This window comes from Paenibacillus sp. Y916 (assembly GCF_056786435.1).
Genome location: NZ_JBXCJA010000002.1, coordinates 488,015 through 505,103, shown reverse-complemented (window position 1 = coordinate 505,103; position 17,089 = coordinate 488,015). Strand labels below are relative to the sequence as shown.

At 42.9% G+C, this 17,089-nt stretch carries 16 protein-coding genes; 14 read left to right on the top strand and 2 right to left on the bottom strand.

Going from position 1 to position 17,089, the window contains the following annotated elements; translation table 11 throughout:
- Positions 1-203: 203 nt before the first annotated feature.
- Entirely contained in the window at positions 204-815 is a 612-nt protein-coding gene (rsmD, locus tag AC1TO9_RS06545) for a 16S rRNA (guanine(966)-N(2))-methyltransferase RsmD (RefSeq protein ID WP_482053993.1), read from the top strand.
- A complete protein-coding gene (coaD, locus tag AC1TO9_RS06540) occupies positions 799-1,314 on the top strand; it encodes a pantetheine-phosphate adenylyltransferase (RefSeq protein WP_482053992.1) in 516 nt (171 codons plus the stop codon). Before rsmD ends, coaD begins: the two co-directional genes overlap by 17 nt.
- On the opposite strand, the gene AC1TO9_RS06535 is transcribed toward coaD, so the two are convergent.
- Positions 1,289-2,506 carry a nucleoside recognition domain-containing protein gene (locus AC1TO9_RS06535; protein WP_482058666.1) on the bottom strand — a complete coding sequence of 406 codons (1,218 nt, stop codon included), beginning with the start codon at positions 2,504-2,506 and terminating at the stop codon, positions 1,289-1,291. The two genes, coaD and AC1TO9_RS06535, sit on opposite strands and share 26 nt — an antisense overlap.
- A gap of 165 nt (positions 2,507-2,671) precedes the next feature.
- On the opposite strand from AC1TO9_RS06535, the gene AC1TO9_RS06530 reads away from it, so the two are divergent.
- On the top strand, positions 2,672-3,712 hold the full coding sequence (locus tag AC1TO9_RS06530; protein ID WP_482058665.1) for a YlbL family protein: 1,041 nt from the start codon (positions 2,672-2,674) through the stop codon (positions 3,710-3,712).
- Positions 3,713-3,847: 135 nt separating this feature from the next.
- Here AC1TO9_RS06530 and AC1TO9_RS06525 read toward each other — a convergent pair whose 3' ends face one another.
- Positions 3,848-5,122 (bottom strand): nucleotidyltransferase, encoded by a 1,275-nt coding sequence (locus tag AC1TO9_RS06525; RefSeq protein ID WP_482058664.1) that lies wholly within the window; start codon positions 5,120-5,122, stop codon positions 3,848-3,850.
- 186 nt (positions 5,123-5,308) lie between these two features.
- Here AC1TO9_RS06525 and AC1TO9_RS06520 point away from each other — a divergent pair, with 186 nt between their 5' ends.
- From AC1TO9_RS06520 to smc, 11 genes are all read left to right on the top strand, one after another.
- On the top strand, positions 5,309-5,818 hold the full coding sequence (locus tag AC1TO9_RS06520; RefSeq protein WP_482053988.1) for a YceD family protein: 510 nt from the start codon (positions 5,309-5,311) through the stop codon (positions 5,816-5,818).
- A gap of 55 nt (positions 5,819-5,873) precedes the next feature.
- A complete protein-coding gene (gene rpmF / locus AC1TO9_RS06515; protein ID WP_036645943.1) occupies positions 5,874-6,047 on the top strand; it encodes a 50S ribosomal protein L32 in 174 nt (57 codons plus the stop codon).
- A gap of 354 nt (positions 6,048-6,401) precedes the next feature.
- Positions 6,402-7,037, top strand: a complete 636-nt coding sequence (gene fapR / locus AC1TO9_RS06510) for a transcription factor FapR (RefSeq protein ID WP_482053987.1) — start codon at positions 6,402-6,404, stop codon at positions 7,035-7,037.
- Complete coding sequence (gene plsX, locus AC1TO9_RS06505) at positions 7,021-8,013, top strand: phosphate acyltransferase PlsX (RefSeq protein ID WP_482053986.1); 993 nt, start codon at positions 7,021-7,023, stop codon at positions 8,011-8,013. The genes fapR and plsX overlap by 17 nt, the downstream gene beginning before the upstream one ends.
- Before the next feature lie 8 nt (positions 8,014-8,021).
- Entirely contained in the window at positions 8,022-9,011 is a 990-nt protein-coding gene (locus tag AC1TO9_RS06500) for a beta-ketoacyl-ACP synthase III (protein WP_482053985.1), read from the top strand.
- A 33-nt stretch (positions 9,012-9,044) separates the two neighbouring features.
- The gene (gene fabD, locus AC1TO9_RS06495) at positions 9,045-9,968 is read left to right on the top strand and encodes an ACP S-malonyltransferase (protein ID WP_482058663.1); all 924 of its coding nucleotides are present in this window, start codon (positions 9,045-9,047) and stop codon (positions 9,966-9,968) included.
- A gap of 78 nt (positions 9,969-10,046) precedes the next feature.
- A complete protein-coding gene (gene fabG / locus AC1TO9_RS06490; RefSeq protein ID WP_482053983.1) occupies positions 10,047-10,796 on the top strand; it encodes a 3-oxoacyl-[acyl-carrier-protein] reductase in 750 nt (249 codons plus the stop codon).
- A 50-nt stretch (positions 10,797-10,846) separates the two neighbouring features.
- Positions 10,847-11,080 carry an acyl carrier protein gene (acpP, locus tag AC1TO9_RS06485; protein WP_044877691.1) on the top strand — a complete coding sequence of 78 codons (234 nt, stop codon included), beginning with the start codon at positions 10,847-10,849 and terminating at the stop codon, positions 11,078-11,080.
- Positions 11,081-11,217: 137 nt separating this feature from the next.
- Entirely contained in the window at positions 11,218-12,456 is a 1,239-nt protein-coding gene (gene fabF, locus AC1TO9_RS06480) for a beta-ketoacyl-ACP synthase II (protein WP_482053982.1), read from the top strand.
- Between the two features lie 12 nt (positions 12,457-12,468).
- On the top strand, positions 12,469-13,167 hold the full coding sequence (gene rnc / locus AC1TO9_RS06475; protein WP_482053981.1) for a ribonuclease III: 699 nt from the start codon (positions 12,469-12,471) through the stop codon (positions 13,165-13,167).
- A gap of 298 nt (positions 13,168-13,465) precedes the next feature.
- Positions 13,466-17,035 (top strand): chromosome segregation protein SMC, encoded by a 3,570-nt coding sequence (smc, locus tag AC1TO9_RS06470; protein ID WP_482053980.1) that lies wholly within the window; start codon positions 13,466-13,468, stop codon positions 17,033-17,035.
- Positions 17,036-17,089: the final 54 nt, after the last annotated feature.

Here is a 17,089-nt window from a genome sequence, read left to right as displayed (position 1 = left end):
AATCTCCGCGGTTGTCTACGACATTCTTTTGATGTCGATAAACTAAGCATTCCCTCAAGGACCTTTTTTATACATAAAGAATGAACAATCATCACTTTCTGAACCGTTGATTTTTCAAAATGTACAAGAGTATGGTAAGATATCGTCATAAAAATGCGAACGAGAGCATTGATCCTTAGATATAGAATGGGTGAGTAGAATCAGTGAGAGTTGTATCGGGAAGCGCAAAGGGGAGACCCTTAAAGAGTGTCCCTGGAATAGGGACAAGACCGACCACAGATAAAGTTAAAGAAGCGATATTTAGCATGATTGGTCCTTATTTCGAAGGAGGGACCGTGTTGGATTTATTTGCTGGAACAGGAAGCTTAGGCATTGAGGCTCTAAGTCGTGGAATGGAACATGGTGTGTTTATAGATCTGGAGCCTAAGAGTATTGAAACGATACGTACTAACTTAAAGGCAACCCGATTAGAGGCTCAAGGAGAAGTCTTTCGTAATGATGCTGAAAGGGCTCTTAAAGTGCTCGCTAAGAGAGGACTTGTTGCGGATGTTGTCTTTTTAGATCCTCCATATCGGTTGACGAATGCTGATGGACTACTTCAGCAAATGCATGAAAAGTCACTTCTCCAGGATGATGCAACGATTGTGATTGAGCATGACTCCAAGTATGAGTATCCGGATGAATTCGGTCTTTTTACATGTATTCGTAAAGCGTTATATGGTGAATCGGCCATTACAATTTACGAATATCGGTCAGACAAGAAGGTAACAGAGATTGATACGGTTGAGGAGGATCATCATGGAACAACACATTAGTATACCACGTATTGGCGTTTACCCAGGGAGTTTCGACCCGGTTACTATGGGACATATGGATATTATTTTACGAGCATCTAAACAGTTTGATCATCTGATTGTTGCTGTGCTGAACAATCTAAGTAAGAACGCATTGTTTACAGTTGAGGAGCGTAAAGATTTATTGAGAAAAATGACAGCAGACATCCCTAATATAGAGGTGGACAGCTTCCGTGATCTACTAGCTAATTATATGAGAGATAAGAATGCACATGTCATAGTACGTGGTGTTCGGACGATTACGGATTTCGAATATGAGCTACAGATGGCTTCTACGAATCATAAGTTGAACCCCGATGTAGAGACTATATTTATGATGACGAATCCCAGATACTCCTATTTAAGCTCTAGTCTAGTGAAGGAAGTTGCGCATTTTCATGGGGATTTGAGTGAGTGGGTAGCTCCAGAAGTGGAACAAGCCTTGCATCAGAAAGTTAAGGATAATGCCGGGAAGAAGTAAGGAAGATACTCCACGAGAGCAGAAGTAAAATGATTAGAATGATTCCTTGCCATCCGAGCATGAGCAGGATATGGGACCACATGCCAGAAATGGGTGACAAGTCTGTAGCATAATCTGGCCAATAGAAGAATGCGGGTTGAACCTTGAGGCCCAAGAGTGTCATTGGTTTCCATAGGAATAGTGTGAGATTAAAGGCATAGGTACCGTGTAACAATCTCATCATTATAAAAGGAAACCATCGTACGCCGGCTTTAATGAGTGGCGAGATCGATTGGAGTATCGCACACAGTCCACTCCAGCCTAGCATAGCTGATAATAAGGACCACTGTATAACGGGTGTGAGGGCAGAAGTCGAACTGATAGCTTTTGCTCCTAAATGTAGTTCAAATACACCAGCTAAATAATAGGTAGGTACTCCGGGAATGATATAATAGCTGATAAGATGAATCAAGACAGCCATCATAATAATGTATCCGCCTATGACCATCAGAATCTGAACGGAATGACTTACGGATTCACCCAGGAGTTTACCAAAGCTTCGCCCATCACGAATATGTGCCTTGTTGACAGCCCTCCATACCTTTCTGGATAAAGGCAATTTAGAGTTGTCGAGCTGTCTAGTGAGTTCTGGTGTTCCAACCTGCCTATTTCTAACTAGCTTGCTGAATGGTACAGAGGTAAAGAAAGCGAGAATGCCGGATAGCCAATGAATGCCTAGTAACCAGTAGCCTGAGGATGGCTGATCTAACAGGCCAATTCCGATGACAATGATGATTGTTATGGGGTTACAGAAATGAGATAACCATGTCATTCGCTCTGCCTCACGAGAGGTTAGATCGCCTTGCTGCACCAGTTGCAATGTGGATTGAGCTCCGCCAGGGAAACCGGTTGTCATCCCCATTGTAAGTGTCCATCCACTGACTCCAGGTAGACCGAACACTCTTCTCATGAGCGGTTCTAATAGGACTCCGATCCCATGAATCCATCCATAGGCTATGAGTATTTCGGATAATACTAGAAAGGGAAGCAGTGAGGGGAATACAATGTGCCACCACAAGGCTAATCCCTGAAGGGATGTCTGAAAAGTTTGTTCAGGAGAACTGACGATACCAACAACAAGTAGGAAAGAAAGAAGTCCTAACATCAGAGTGACTACGGGTCCACGGAATAGATATTTACTACGATTAATCATGAAATCACCTCATTGAGTAAACATAACTAGAAATCTAAGGAACAAGCTTCTTCATAGTGCGAGTTCAAAAGATGACTTTTTGAACAAGCTCTATACTCAAGTTATGCTGGGTGAAGAGACATAAGACCAGCTATCGACTGGAAGATTAAGGGAGAGATGAAGCAGGTGAAGGTATCTAATAAATCACGGGGCAAACAAGGGATCAAGTATCTCTTAATGGTCGTCCTTCTTTGTTACATTGTCGTATACATGCCAACTCCGTACATCATATACCAGCCAGGAAGTGCTGAAGAGGTAAAGCCTATGATTACGGTGGAGGGGGCAGATGAAACGGAAACAGGAACGTTTATGATGACGACAGTATCTGCGAGCTATGCTAATATCGCATTACTGGCGATCTCTTCTTTTAACTCGAATGCAGAAGTGGATAAAAAGCAGTCGCGTCTTGGAGATAAAAGCAAAAAGGAATATGCAGCAGAACAATTATTTTATATGAGTAACTCACAGTCTTCTGCGGTAGAGGCAGCATATAAGAAAGCGGATATACCTTATCAGATATTGCCTGAATATCTTTTTGTATTCTCTACTCCTAAAGATGCTAATAACGGTCAATACTTTCAGGCAGGCGATAAAATATTGGAAGTGGATCATGATCCAATCACGGATCAATTAGATCTAGTATCTCAATTGAAGAGTAAAAAAGTTGGAGATATTATATCCGTAAAACTAGAGAGAGCGGGTCAAATTATCGAAGAGAAGGTTCCCTTGGTATCTATCCGTGATAATGAGACAAATGACCAACGAGTTGGATTTGGTATCGTCATCGGGACCGTACAGAAAGTAACTGCGAATGACCCAAGCAAACAGGTGGAATTCAAGAATACGAATGTAGGTGGCCCTTCCGCAGGGCTGATGTTCACGATGGAGATTTATAATCAGCTGACCCCTGGTGATCTGACTAGAGGTTTTCGTGTTGCAGGTACAGGAACCATTACTGTAGATGGCAAGGTGGGTCCGATCGGTGGAGTTAAGCACAAAATTGTTGCTGCTGATCGTGAAAAGGCACAATTATTCTTCGTACCAAAGGATAATTATCAAGAGGCCAAAACAAAAGCAGATGAGATTGGAACGACGATGAAGCTAATCTCAGTAGCTACTTTGGAGGAGGCCTTGAAATATATGGAGCAGCTCCATACTACATCCTGATAGAGGTAGTTCAAAAAGTCATCTTTTGATCACGAAGTATAGCAGGGGGCGTATTCGACATCGAATATTGAATTCAGCCGGTCCTTCCGGTGCTCACGTAGGTACTGCCTACGCTCCGCTCCTCACTCCCTATCTTCATTCAATCTTCTCGGTGCTGAAAATCTGACTTTTTGAACACATCCTGATAGGTGGTTCATAATAATCTCGAAATATTTCCCGAGCCTGTGGTTGATTATAGCTGTTAGCGTATACGGCAGCAGCTTGTAGATCTCGCTCCAGATGTTCATGCGTAAGAGCGGAAGGTTTCACGACGATCGGTAATGTGGAAGTCTTTTTCATTTGCTTCAGGAGTTGTTGTCCGTGACTGTTAAAGCCGAGAATTCGTAAATAGCCAGGTCCCTTCGATAGTTCGTCGGGGGACATTTCCTCTTTGGTATGACTAAGGAGAATATGGGTAAGCATACGTTGTAATTTTGTATGTGTATAACGCTTTGTTTTTAGGCTATGAAGTAGCTCTCCTACAGTGGCACTCGAGAGACTAGGTAGAAGCCGCTTTATACGGTACTCTAAGCCCTCTGTAACCTCACTCAATAGAGATAGCTGTGATAATGATTGCGTCATTAGAAGATGGATCAGAGGCTGTCTGAATGATTCCCAGTGAATCGGACCTCTTCCAGCAGCGAACTCCCGTTTCATGATTTCTTGTGTGTAGGGAGGGATATACGGTGTAGCGGCTTCAATACGCTTTTCCAGGATAAGCCTTCTTACGGCAGTAGCACTTGCTATGTTGGATAGAGAAGGTGATGTATCATGATAAGCGGCGCTCTCGCGCGGTATTGTTAATGGAATAATAGAACTTCCTAATCGTTCTAAAGCTATAAGATAGTGTAGGGCTAGTGTCTGATTGGGTTGTAGTAGTAGACGGTGGATTTCTTCCTGCTTATCAAGATTAGTAAAAAGGGTGGCAGCTGCTGCGCTGTATGCTTTAGGGTAACTAATTCCTTGATCTAGTAGTCGGGCTAGTTCCTGTTGCATCATATTATTCTCTATGGCGAGTTGCTTGGCTAGTGGGGCGAGTAAATGGAGCGACCCGCTTTCGGTCCCGAAACAAAGGTAATCGACAACGCCAGTAGCCTCTAAAAGTGAAACAGCACCGTATGCGAACCATTCAGCAGGCGAAACAGTATAATGAATAGGAAGTTCAATCACGAGGTCTACACCCATCTTAAGAGCCATTTCTGCACGAGCATGTTTACTTAGCAACGCAGGTTCACCGCGTTGTAAAAAAGGACCGCTAATAATGGCGATACAATGTTTAGCACCCGAAAGTTCCTTCGCTCTGCTATAATGGTGTACATGACCGTTATGTAGTGGGTTATATTCAACGATGATGCCAACGACTGTACTCAACTTTGAGCTCAACCTCCTAGAATGATAATTTTGATCTTGTGAGATATGGACAATGTATTCTTAGTCTTTAGAATATAGCATAAATGTCATCATGATAAGAAATAATAATGGGATGTAATGTGATTCATGTTGACAAACCTACACAAATCTCGGTATAATAATTTTTGTTTGTTTGGAGTGATTATAATGCAATTTGAATTTCGCAAAATTGTAAAGTTTGAAAGTCCCATGCAGTTTCAAGAACAAGTGAATGTAGATCGTGTCATTAAAGATCGCAAAGATATTATTACTGCTGAATCGGTTCTTGTTGATTTACAGGCATCATATGTTGGCGACGACACAGTAGAGGTTCAAGGGAAGCTTAATGGACAAGTAGAGATGGCGTGTTCACGCTGTTTAACAGAAGTTCTTGAGCAATTGAACATTCCGTTTCACGAACGCTTCAAGTTGGTGAAGCAGTCTGAGAAGATTCAGGATGAAGATGACGATATCATTTACGTGGATAATGACGTAGTAGATCTAATCCCATTTGTGGAAGAAGCTTTTCTGCTGTATTTACCCCAGATTCCGTTATGTAAGGCGTCCTGCAAAGGGCTTTGCCAACAATGCGGAACAGACTTGAATGTAAGCACATGCAACTGCGACACGAGAGTAGTCGACCCACGGCTTGCTGCGCTGAAAGGTTTATTTGAATAATGATGTAACATTCATCTCGTTAGTGACGAGTTGATTGAAATAAGGAGGTGGGAACATGGCAGTACCTCAAAGAAGAACGTCCAAAACACGTCGTGACAAACGTCGTACTCACTTTAAACTGGCAGTGCCGGGTATGGTGAAATGTGAACAATGCGGAGAATTGAAGCTTGCTCATCACGTATGTAAAGTGTGCGGAACGTATAAATCAAGAGAAATCATTTCGCAATAATTTTCAAATCGGTAGTGCTTCACCTTTGGTGAGGCACTATTTTTTTTGAAATATAAGAAGTATAAGTTTCACATGAATCAATTTCATAATCGCCGATGCAGCTAAATCGGGTTGCGTAATTATGAAATTGATTCTTCATACTCTATTCCTTATATTTTTGCAGAGACGGATACCTTAAAGCGATACGAAGTATCGCTAGCATAAGCTTTTTTAAAAAGGACGGTGTAGCCGTTTCAGCTTAACTACTTTCTTTTTAAGACAGCATGATTTATACTACATATTAGTACCTGGTTCTAAAGGGTCGTATCAATTAACAATACATAAGATCATAGTCGGTTAGTTCATTTATAAAAAATGTATGAAAATGCAAGGAGGTGTACCGTCATCGAACGTTTACCTAAGAAGATGCGTCATCAGAATTTGATGGGGTTGATCGAGGCGAATCCATTCGTCACGGACAGAGAACTGACTAGACAATTGAAAGTTAGCATTCAGACGATTCGTTTAGACCGTATGGAGCTAGGGATCCCTGAACTACGTGAACGTATGAAGCAGATGGCGGAGCATTCTTATGATCAAGTTCGCTCCTTGCCATTAAATGAAGTTGTGGGGGATATCGTAGATCTGCAACTGGATAAGAGTGGTATCTCAATCTTTGAAATTCGAGATGAGCACGTATTCTCCCGAACACATATTGCTCGCGGACATTATATATTCGGACAAGCAAATTCCTTAGCTGTAGCTGTCATTAATGATGAGATCGCATTGACAGCTTCATCGGATATTCGTTTCTTGCGATCTGTTCATCTGGGTGAGAAGTGTATAGCTAAAGCATATGTGAGATTAATGCCTGAACAAAAAGGAAAAGCTAAAGTTGAAGTATTTACCTATGTAGGTGAAGAAATGGTCTTCCAAGGTAATTTTCTCATTTATAGATCCGCTGGGGAAGAGATCAACGAGGGAGGAATGCAACATGAGAATCGTCATTGATGCTATGGGGGGAGACCATGCTCCTCAATCTAATGTAGATGGAGCGTTAGCGGCCACTGCTGAGTGGAAAGATGTAGAAATTATACTTGTGGGGGACCGAGCGCAGATCGAACCTTTGCTTAGCGGTAAAGAAGTTCCCTCTAATCTAACAATTGAGCATGCTGGTGAGGTCATCGCCGCTGATGATGAACCGGTTAAAGCTGTTCGCCGCAAAAAGGATGCTTCCATGGTTGTGGCGGGGCGCTTGTTAAAGGAAGGTCATGCGGACGCTATGATTTCTGCGGGGAATACGGGTGCACTTATGACGACAGGTTTACTGGTTGTCGGCCGTATGGAAGGTATTGAGCGACCGGCTCTTGCTCCGATGATTCCTACACTGGATGATGTTGGAGTACTTGCGCTTGATCTCGGTGCCAATATGGACTCTAAGCCACAGCATCTGGCCCAATTTGGTTTGATGGGTAGCTTGTACCGTCAAAAGGTTCAAGGAATAGCTAAGCCACGAGTGGGGCTTTTAAATGTTGGAGTTGAGCCTGGTAAAGGGAATGAATTAACCAAAGAGGCTTATCCTCTTTTACAAGAGATGCCTATTCACTTTATAGGAAATGTTGAAGCTCGGGACATTATGGTAGGGAACTGCGATGTACTTGTGTGCGATGGCTTTGCAGGGAATATATTGCTTAAGTCGATCGAAGGGACAGCTGGAGCGATGTTCAGTTTGCTGAAGGAGCAGTTTAGCCAGTCCTTGAAGAGTAAGATTGGTGCAGCGATATTAATGCCTCAGTTAAAAGGAATTAAGAAGAAATTGGATTATTCCGAAACGGGAGGCGCACCATTGCTTGGATTGCGCAGTCTAGTTATGAAGAGTCACGGTTCTTCTAATGGGAATGCCATTAAGAATGCGGTCGGGCAAACAAGGATCGCATTAAAAAATGAATTGGTTTCTAGTATATCGAAGGAAATTAGCGGGAAGTGAGTGAGACAATGAATAATTTACGTCCGGTAGGCATAATTGGTACAGGCAAGTACGTGCCAGAGAAGATTCTAACGAATAGTGATTTGGAGAAAATGGTCGATACCAATGATGAATGGATTGTTAGCCGAACAGGAATTAAAGAACGGCATATTGCTGCACCAGATCAAGCAACATCTGATCTTGCTTATGAAGCGGCAATTAAGGCTTTGGAATCCGCAGGGATGAAGGCAGAAGAACTTGACTTGATCATCGTGGCTACCGTTACACCTGATTCGATGTTCCCATCAACAGCTTGTATTCTTCAAGATAAGTTAGGTGCTAAGAAAGCAGCTGCTTTTGACTTGTCAGCGGCTTGCTCTGGATTCGTCTATAGCTTAGCAACTGCAACGAATTTTATTAAGACAGGAATGTATAATAACGCACTTATTATTGGCGCAGATTGCCTTTCAAGAATTACCGATTATACGGATCGTAATACCTGTGTATTGTTTGGAGATGGTGCAGGTGCAGTTGTGATTGGGGAAGTTCCGCAAGGACGTGGCTTCTTATCCTTTGATTTGGGTGCAGAAGGTGCAGGTGGCCATTTGCTCACGATTGCTGCTGGAGGTTCACGTGAACCTGCATCATGTGATACGGTATCAGCTAAGCGGCATTTCATTCAAATGAGTGGTGCTGAAGTGTTTAAGTTCGCCGTCCGAATTATGGGTACAGCTACAGAAGAAGTTCTAGCTAAAGCTGGGAAGACAAAGGAAGATATTGACCTCTTCGTGCCTCATCAAGCGAACATACGGATTATTCAATCTGCGATGAATCGTCTAGATTTACCACCAGAGAAAGTTGTCATTAATGTGGATAAATATGCGAATACATCAGCAGCTTCGATTCCACTTGCACTAGTGGAAGCAGCTGAGCAGGGCCGAATGAAGGAAGGCGACACCGTCTTGATGGTTGGCTTTGGTGGTGGATTGACCTGGGGGGCTTCGGTACTTGTCTGGTAGCATAATAAAGATAATATAGGTAGGAGTTTTAATATGGGGAAAGTTGCATTTGTATTTCCGGGGCAAGGAGCTCAATCCGTAGGTATGGGGAAAGATATATATGATACCGTTCCTGCCTCTAGAGAGATCTTTGAAACAGCAGATAAAGTATTGGGTTTCGACTTGTCCACTATGATTTTTGAAGGTCCGGATGCAGAGTTGAAGCAGACTTTTAATACACAACCGGCTTTATTAGCTACAAGTGTTGCTTATTTAGAAGCGTTACGTGCTAAAGGGATCCAAGCTGACTATGTTGCTGGGCACAGCTTGGGTGAGTATAGTGCGCTTGTAGCTGCAGGGGTGCTTTCACTGGAGGACGCTGTAGCCATTGTGCGGGCACGTGGCAACTTTATGGAGAAGGCAGTTCCTGGTGGGCAAGGGGCCATGGCAGCCGTGTTGGGAGCTGACACGCAAGCACTGTCACAATTATGTGTAGAGGTTAGCGAAAGTGGACATATCGTTGAGTTAGCTAATATCAACTGTCCAGGGCAAATTGTTATTTCGGGTTCCCAATCTGGTGTTGCTGCAGTAAGTGAGCGTGTGAAGGAAGCGGGCGGCAAAAGAGCAATTTCGCTTGAAGTTAGCGGTCCATTCCATTCTTCTATGATGAAAGTGGCAGCTGAACAGCTGGAAGTTGAATTGAATTCTGTTTCTTTTCAGGAGACTGAAATTTCTGTTGTAGCTAACGTAACGGCAAAGATCGTTACTTCTGGGGATACGATACGGCAGCTTCTAGTTGAGCAAGTATACTCACCCGTTCTATGGGAGGATAGTATTCGCTATCTTATCGCACAAGGGGTGGATACATTCATAGAAATTGGCCCTGGTTCTGTACTGACAGGCCTAATTAAGAAAATTGATAAGACGGTGAAGCTAATTAATATTAACAGCCTAGAAAGCCTTGAGGTGGCGTTATAGAATGTTAGTTCAAGTTCGAAAGGTGACTTTTTGAACAACCTCTATCAGGTGTATACTCTGGGAAAGGAGGGAATTGGAATGTCTAAACCATTAAGTGGACAAGTTGCACTTGTAACAGGAGCTTCACGCGGGATAGGGCGCAGTATCGCTTTAACTTTAGCTAGCTTAGGTGCAAATATTGTGGTCAATTATTCAGGTAATGAGACTGCAGCGCAGGAAGTTGTTACCGAGATTCAAGCAATGGGAGCAGAAGCAGTGGCTCTAAAAGCAAATGTCGGAAATACCGAACAAGCGGAGATTCTGGTTAAGGAAGCTATCAACGCATTGGGACGTATTGATATTTTGGTGAATAATGCCGGAATTACTAGGGATAATCTAATTATGCGTATGAAAGAGGAAGAATTTGATCTAGTGATTGAAACGAACCTCAAAGGTGTGTTTAACTGTTTAAAGGCGGTAACCCGCCCCATGATGAAGCAACGTTATGGACGGATTATTAATATCTCATCTGTTGTAGGTGTTCTTGGTAATGCAGGGCAAGCCAATTATGTTGCAGCGAAGGCTGGTGTTATTGGGCTGACTAAATCAGCTGCTCGTGAGCTTGCTTCACGTGGGATTACTGTCAACTGTATAGCCCCTGGTTTTATCGATACAGATATGACTAAGGAGTTATCAGAGGACTTGCGAGAGAAGCTTATCGCTGACATTCCGCTAGCTCGTCTTGGACAGCCAGAAGAGATTGCGAAAGTGGTTGCATTTTTAGCTTCAGATGGCGCGTCATATATGACCGGACAGACATTGCATGTGGATGGCGGAATGGTGATGTAGCATTTTGAAAAAAATTCTCGTATAATACCAAAGAGGAGGAGGTGAACCTTATGTCCGATGTTTTAGAACGTGTAAAACGCATCGTCGTCGATCGCTTAGGTGCTGATGAAGCCGAGGTTACGCTAGAATCATCTTTTAAAGATGATCTTGGTGCTGATTCTCTTGATGTTGTTGAATTAGTTATGGAATTAGAAGATGAATTTGATATTGAAATTTCTGATGAAGATGCAGAAAAAATTACAAGTGTGGGAGAAGTTGTTAACTACATACAATCTCATACCTAAATGAAACAAAGGTAAGTCCCGATCCTGCTAGTAGGCGGGACTTATCCATATTTAACGGATATAAAATGACAGATGTTACTTCAAGCTTATAATAACGAAAATTATGGCATATGCAGTCTATATAGAGGTGAAAGCGGTTGAATCAAAGAGTAGTAATAACAGGTATGGGTGTTGTAACTTCCTTAGGTAGTGATCTAGATAGTCTATGGAGTAATCTGATGGCCGGGAAATCGGGTGTATCACAGATTGAAGCCTTTGATGTAAGTGAATACAATACGCGAATAGCTGCTTCGGTGAAAGAGTTTGATCCCGAGGAGTATGTTGAACGTAAAGAAGTGCGTAAGATGGATCGATTCGTCCAGTTTGCGGCAGTAGCTGGGATGAAGGCATTGCAGAATAGTGGTCTAGATATTAGTAAAGATTCCGATCCAGATCGTGTAGGTGTCATCATTGGCTCAGGTATCGGGGGATTGGGAACATGGGAAGATCAGCATAATATATTGCTTACGAAGGGCCCTAAACGGGTTAGTCCATTCTTCATCCCGATGATGATTGCTAACATGGCCTCAGGTCACTTATCTATTCTATTAGGTGCGAAGGGGCCCAATTCAGCTTCCGTGTCTGCCTGTGCGTCAGGTTCGCATGCGATCGGTGATTCGTTTAGATGGATCCAGAGCGGTGAAGCAGATGTCATGATCTGTGGTGGTGCAGAAGCGACAATACGTCCTACGGGCGTAGCAGGATTCTGTGCTATGCGCGCAATGTCTACACGTAATGATGAGCCTGAGAAGGCAAGTCGTCCGTTCGATTCTGGACGAGATGGATTCGTTATGGGAGAAGGAGCGGGTGTTCTAGTATTGGAGTCGTTGGAACACGCGCAGAAGCGCGGTGCGAATATCATTGCTGAAGTCATTGGTTATGGTCTAAGTGCAGATGCTCATCATATGACGGATCCAGATCCTAATGGTCCTGCTCGTTGTATGAAGATGGCCATTAGAACAGCAGGGATTCAACCAGAAGATATTGATTATATCAATGCTCATGGAACATCAACGGGTGTAGGTGACAAATCAGAGACGAAGGCGATCAAGATAGCTTTGGGAGATCATGCCTACAAAGTGGCTGTAAGTTCTACTAAATCGATGACAGGTCATCTGTTGGGTGCGGCTGGTGGTGTTGAAGCCGTTATATGTGCACTCTCGTTGCAACATCAGGCGCTGGCTCCAACGATTAATCTGGATGAACCTGATCCGGATTGTGATCTGGATTATGTACCTAATGTTGCCAGACAAGCTGATCTACGTGTAGTGATGTCCAATTCATTCGGTTTCGGTGGACATAATGCTTCTATTATTTTGAAAAAATTTGACTTGTAAGGAGACGTTGTGGTGAGTGGAGATCTGAAGCAGATACAGCGACAACTTCATATCCAATTTCACAATCAGCTTCTCTTGAAGCAGGCCTTTACCCACGCATCTTATGTCAATGAGCATCGTTTCAGTCAGCATCAAGATAACGAACGTCTAGAATTTTTAGGAGATGCTGTACTAGAGCTTACGGTATCAGAATATTTATACAATCTATTTCCAACACGACCTGAAGGTGAACTTACGAAGCTTCGTGCAGCCATTGTGTGTGAACCTTCACTTGTTAAGTTTGCAGAAGCTCTAAATTTTGGACAGTATATATTACTGGGCAAAGGTGAAGAGCTAACAGGTGGTCGTAGTCGTCCTGCTTTACTCGCTGATGTATTTGAGGCGTTTATCGGTGCTTTATATTTGGATAAAGGGATTGAAGCGGCCCGTTCATTTTTGGAACGATTTATATTTCCGCAAGTATCTGAGAACGGAAAGCTCCAAATGAGCGATTATAAGACCGAACTACAGGAGTTGACTCAACACCATAATATGGAGTTGTTAGAATATCGGATCGTAGAAGAACGTGGACCGGCACATGAACGTGAATTTGTTTCGGAAGTTTATATGGGTAGTGAATGTATTGGCAGAGGCAATGGTCGTTCTAAGAAAGAAGCCGAGCAACAAGCTGCATCGGTGGCACTTACTCAGTTGAGATTAGGTAAATTATAACAGGTAGTTCAAAAAGTCATCTTTTGAACTTGAACTATACGTTTGCAAGTTGTGACAAATCATAATTTAAGAGCAAAGAGCGGTCACGTACAATGGGCTTAATTATGAGTCATAGACTGCTTTTTGCTCTTTATTTATTTAAATATAAGAAAGTATAAGTTTTCGTTACTTTTATCTCTTATATTTTTGGACAAACGGCCCTTCTTCGCATAAGCGAAGGACGGCGAAGCCGTTTATCTTTAAGTATTTTCACTAGAAGTGTTGTGGTATCATTAGGGTTAGAGGTGATTTAGGAACTATGTTTTTGAAACGGATTGAATTAGCAGGCTTCAAATCTTTTGCCGATAAAACTGAAATGGAATTCGTCAGAGGCATAACAGCTGTTGTAGGTCCTAACGGTAGTGGAAAAAGTAATATTTCCGACGGTATACGTTGGGTATTAGGAGAGCAAAGCGCCAAATCACTGCGTGGAGGCAAGATGGAAGATATTATATTTGCCGGCAGTGATACACGTAAAGCCGTTAATTTTGGTGAGGTTTCACTAACTTTGGATAATGAAGACCATGTACTTCCGCTTGATTTCAACGAAGTGACGGTAACACGTCGAGTTCATCGTAGTGGAGATAGTGAGTATTTGATAAATAAGCAACCCTGTCGTCTTAAAGACATCACGGAATTGTTTATGGACACAGGGATAGGGAAGGAAGCCTACTCGATCATCGGACAAGGACGTATTGAGGAAATTCTTAGTACACGTTCAGAAGATCGGCGAGGTATATTTGAAGAGGCATCGGGAATTGTAAAGTATAAATCTCGTAAGAAGGAAGCTATGCGTAAGCTGGATGAGACTGAGCAGAATTTATTGCGCATTCATGATTTGGTGAGCGAACTGGAAGTGCAAATCGGCCCGCTGAAGGAGCAATCTGAGAAGGCTGTGTATTTCAAGCAACTTCGTGAACAGTTAAAAAGTAAAGAGATTTCCATGTATGTTCATCAAATTGAACAGATTCATAGTCAGTGGAGTGAGGCTACGGCGAAGCTTACTGTTCTGCAACAACAACAACTTCAACTATCTACGATCGTATCAGCACATGATGCTAAGTTGGAGAGCGATCGTTCCAATCTACGTAAGCTTGAGGAAGAAGTAGAGTTGTTGCAGAATGAATTACTACAATACAGCGAAGCCTATGAGAAAAGTGAAGGTTATGGTGAAGTGCTCAGAGAGCGCAAGAGGAATCTTGAAGGTCATCGCGAGCAACTGATGGAGACGCTGACGACTAGTGACGAGCGGGTGGAGGATAGAAAGACGGAATTGTCCCTCACGAAGAACAAGCTTGAGGCATTACAAGAAGAACTGAAAGAACTGCGTCATCATCTGTCTGGTGAAGAAGCCAAACTCTTAGGAGTCTCCGGTGGTATTAGTCAACAACAGGAAGAAACGCTGAAGAGTTCATTGCTTGAACTGATGAATGAAATGGCGCAGGCTCGTAATGAAATCCGTTATGCAGATCAGCAGCAAGAGACGTTGTCCCGTCGAATGAACCGAGCTGAAGAAGAGACGGGTAAATGGGAGAGTCAGAAAGAAGATCTATTGAAGCGCAAATTACAACTGGATGTTTCATTGGAGAAATTTGCAACTGAACTCAAGGAACTTCGTGGTGGATATATTACTGAGAGCGAACGATATCAATCCGTACAGAAGTTACTAGAAGAAAGCCAAGGAACACAGCGCAAATGGGAACAGAAGCGAGAAGCACAGATCTCTCGGCGTGATACGATGAAAGAAATGCAGGACGATTTCGACGGATTCATGGTAGGTGTTAAGGAAGTCCTGAAGGCTTCACGTAAATCTGTGCTACATGGTGTGCATGGGGCAGTAGCGGAGCTAATTACCGTGCCGGAGAAGCTAGAACTTGCTGTGGAGACAGCGATGGGGGCCTCTCTACAACATATCGTCATGGATAATGAATCGTTATCTCGTCAAGCGATAACATTTCTGAAACAGCGTCAATTGGGACGGGCAACCTTCTTGCCATTGGATGTCATGCGGGCAAGAAATATATCTGCAAATGATGTATCTGTTATTGAAGGTGTCGGGGGATTCGTAGGTATTGGGGCAGATTTAGTTCAGTATGATGCAAAGTATACTCCTGTAGTAGGCAGTCTCTTAGGAAATGTTATTATAGCGGAGACGCTAGAGTATGCCAATAAAATTGCAGCTAAATGTCAATATAGATATCGTGTGGTGACACTTGAAGGTGATATCGTTAATGCGGGCGGTTCAATGACAGGTGGTAGCCAACATAAGAAGAATAATAGTCTACTGAGTCGTAAACGCCAACTGGATTCCTTAGATCAAGAGATTTCAGAAACGGAGAACCAGCTCGTTAAGCTTCAAGACGGTATTCAAAAGTTAAAGAGTCAGTTGAATGAAACACAGACTAAACTTGATGGATTTCGACAAGCTGGTGATGAGAAGCGTATTGAAGAACAGCAAGCTGCAGGAGATTTGAAACAACTTGAGCACGAGCTTCGGCATGTCATGGAACAGGTTGAAGTTGCTGGGCAGGAGAAGAGCGGATTTACAGAAGAGAATAAAGGATTTGAACAAAGCCGTAATGAGGCTGTAAAGAAGCTAGCAGAGTTAGAACAACAAGAGCAGTCTGTGCATCAAGCACTTCAAGCAGCTGAGTTTGCTCGTAAAGCGAGTGAATCGGCGAAAGACGAACTTCAAAGTCAGTTAACACAGCTTAAAGTAAAAGAAGGAAAGCTAGATCAAGAATGCTTCTCACTTGAAGAACAACTGCGTCGATTGCAGACTGATTTCAATTCACAGGATCGCGATTTAAATCAGACGAAAAAGATGTTAGCTTCGATTGAAGCAGACTTAAGCAAGAACGCTAAGGAAGCGATTGAACAGATTGAAAGTCTGAACCAGTATAAGTTGAAGAAGGAAGATTCTTCTCAACAACTCGATTTCAGAAGAGCATCGCGCATGCAAATTTCCAAGAAACTGGAGCTAGAGGAAAATGAAACGAAAGAGCAACGTTCGGAGCTTCGGAGTGTTGAAGAGCAACTTCGTCAGACGGAAATTGGCGTAAACCGACTGGACGTAGAACTGGATAATATTCTTAAGAAACTTAGTGAGGATTACGAACTAAGTTATGAATTGGCGAAACAGCGTTATCCAATTCCAGATGATATTCCAGCAGTTCAGAATGAGGTTCGAGAACTGAAACGTAGCATCTCATCACTTGGAGAGGTTAACCTTGGGGCGATTGAAGAATATCAGCGAGTCAATGAACGTTACCAATTCTTGAACGAACAGAAGGAAGACTTGATTGGTGCAAAGACGACATTGTATGAAGTGATCCGAGAAATGGATGGAGAAATGTCCAAACGATTCAAAACGACCTTCGATGCCATCCGTCGTGAATTCGGTACCGTATTTATGAAACTGTTCGGAGGGGGTAGAGCTGATCTTATCCTCATTGATCCTGAGCATATGTTGGACACGGGAATTGATATCGTTGCACAACCGCCAGGTAAGAAGCTTCAGAACCTACAACTTCTTTCAGGTGGAGAACGCGCTTTGACCGCTATGGCGCTTTTGTTTGCTATACTTCAGGTAAAGCCGGTTCCTTTCTGTGTGTTGGATGAAGTAGAGGCTGCACTTGATGAAGCCAATGTCGTTCGGTTTGCCCAATATTTACGTGAATTCTCTGAACAGACCCAGTTCATTGTCGTTACACATCGCAAAGGAACTATGGAGGAAGCAGATGTGCTATATGGTGTTACAATGGAAGAGGGCGGCGTATCCAAGCTAGTTTCTGTTAAATTGGAGAATGAAGAAGCGGAAATTGCTTAGTTATGGAGAATGTTAGATATAGATATAGATATAGATATAGATATAGAGATGGAG

Bases quoted from the DNA above. Each gene is read 5' to 3' on its own strand.
- coaD (WP_482053992.1), top strand. From the start codon at position 799: ATGGAACAACACATTAGTATACCACGTATTGGCGTTTACCCAGGGAGT.
- AC1TO9_RS06535 (WP_482058666.1), bottom strand. From the start codon at position 2,506: ATGATTAATCGTAGTAAATATCTATTCCGTGGACCCGTAGTCACTCTG.
- AC1TO9_RS06520 (WP_482053988.1), top strand. From the start codon at position 5,309: ATGCAATTTGAATTTCGCAAAATTGTAAAGTTTGAAAGTCCCATGCAG.
- rpmF (WP_036645943.1), top strand. From the start codon at position 5,874: ATGGCAGTACCTCAAAGAAGAACGTCCAAAACACGTCGTGACAAACGT.
- fapR (WP_482053987.1), top strand. From the start codon at position 6,402: ATGTATGAAAATGCAAGGAGGTGTACCGTCATCGAACGTTTACCTAAG.
- plsX (WP_482053986.1), top strand. From the start codon at position 7,021: ATGAGAATCGTCATTGATGCTATGGGGGGAGACCATGCTCCTCAATCT.
- AC1TO9_RS06500 (WP_482053985.1), top strand. From the start codon at position 8,022: ATGAATAATTTACGTCCGGTAGGCATAATTGGTACAGGCAAGTACGTG.
- fabD (WP_482058663.1), top strand. From the start codon at position 9,045: ATGGGGAAAGTTGCATTTGTATTTCCGGGGCAAGGAGCTCAATCCGTA.
- fabG (WP_482053983.1), top strand. From the start codon at position 10,047: ATGTCTAAACCATTAAGTGGACAAGTTGCACTTGTAACAGGAGCTTCA.
- acpP (WP_044877691.1), top strand. From the start codon at position 10,847: ATGTCCGATGTTTTAGAACGTGTAAAACGCATCGTCGTCGATCGCTTA.
- smc (WP_482053980.1), top strand. From the start codon at position 13,466: ATGTTTTTGAAACGGATTGAATTAGCAGGCTTCAAATCTTTTGCCGAT.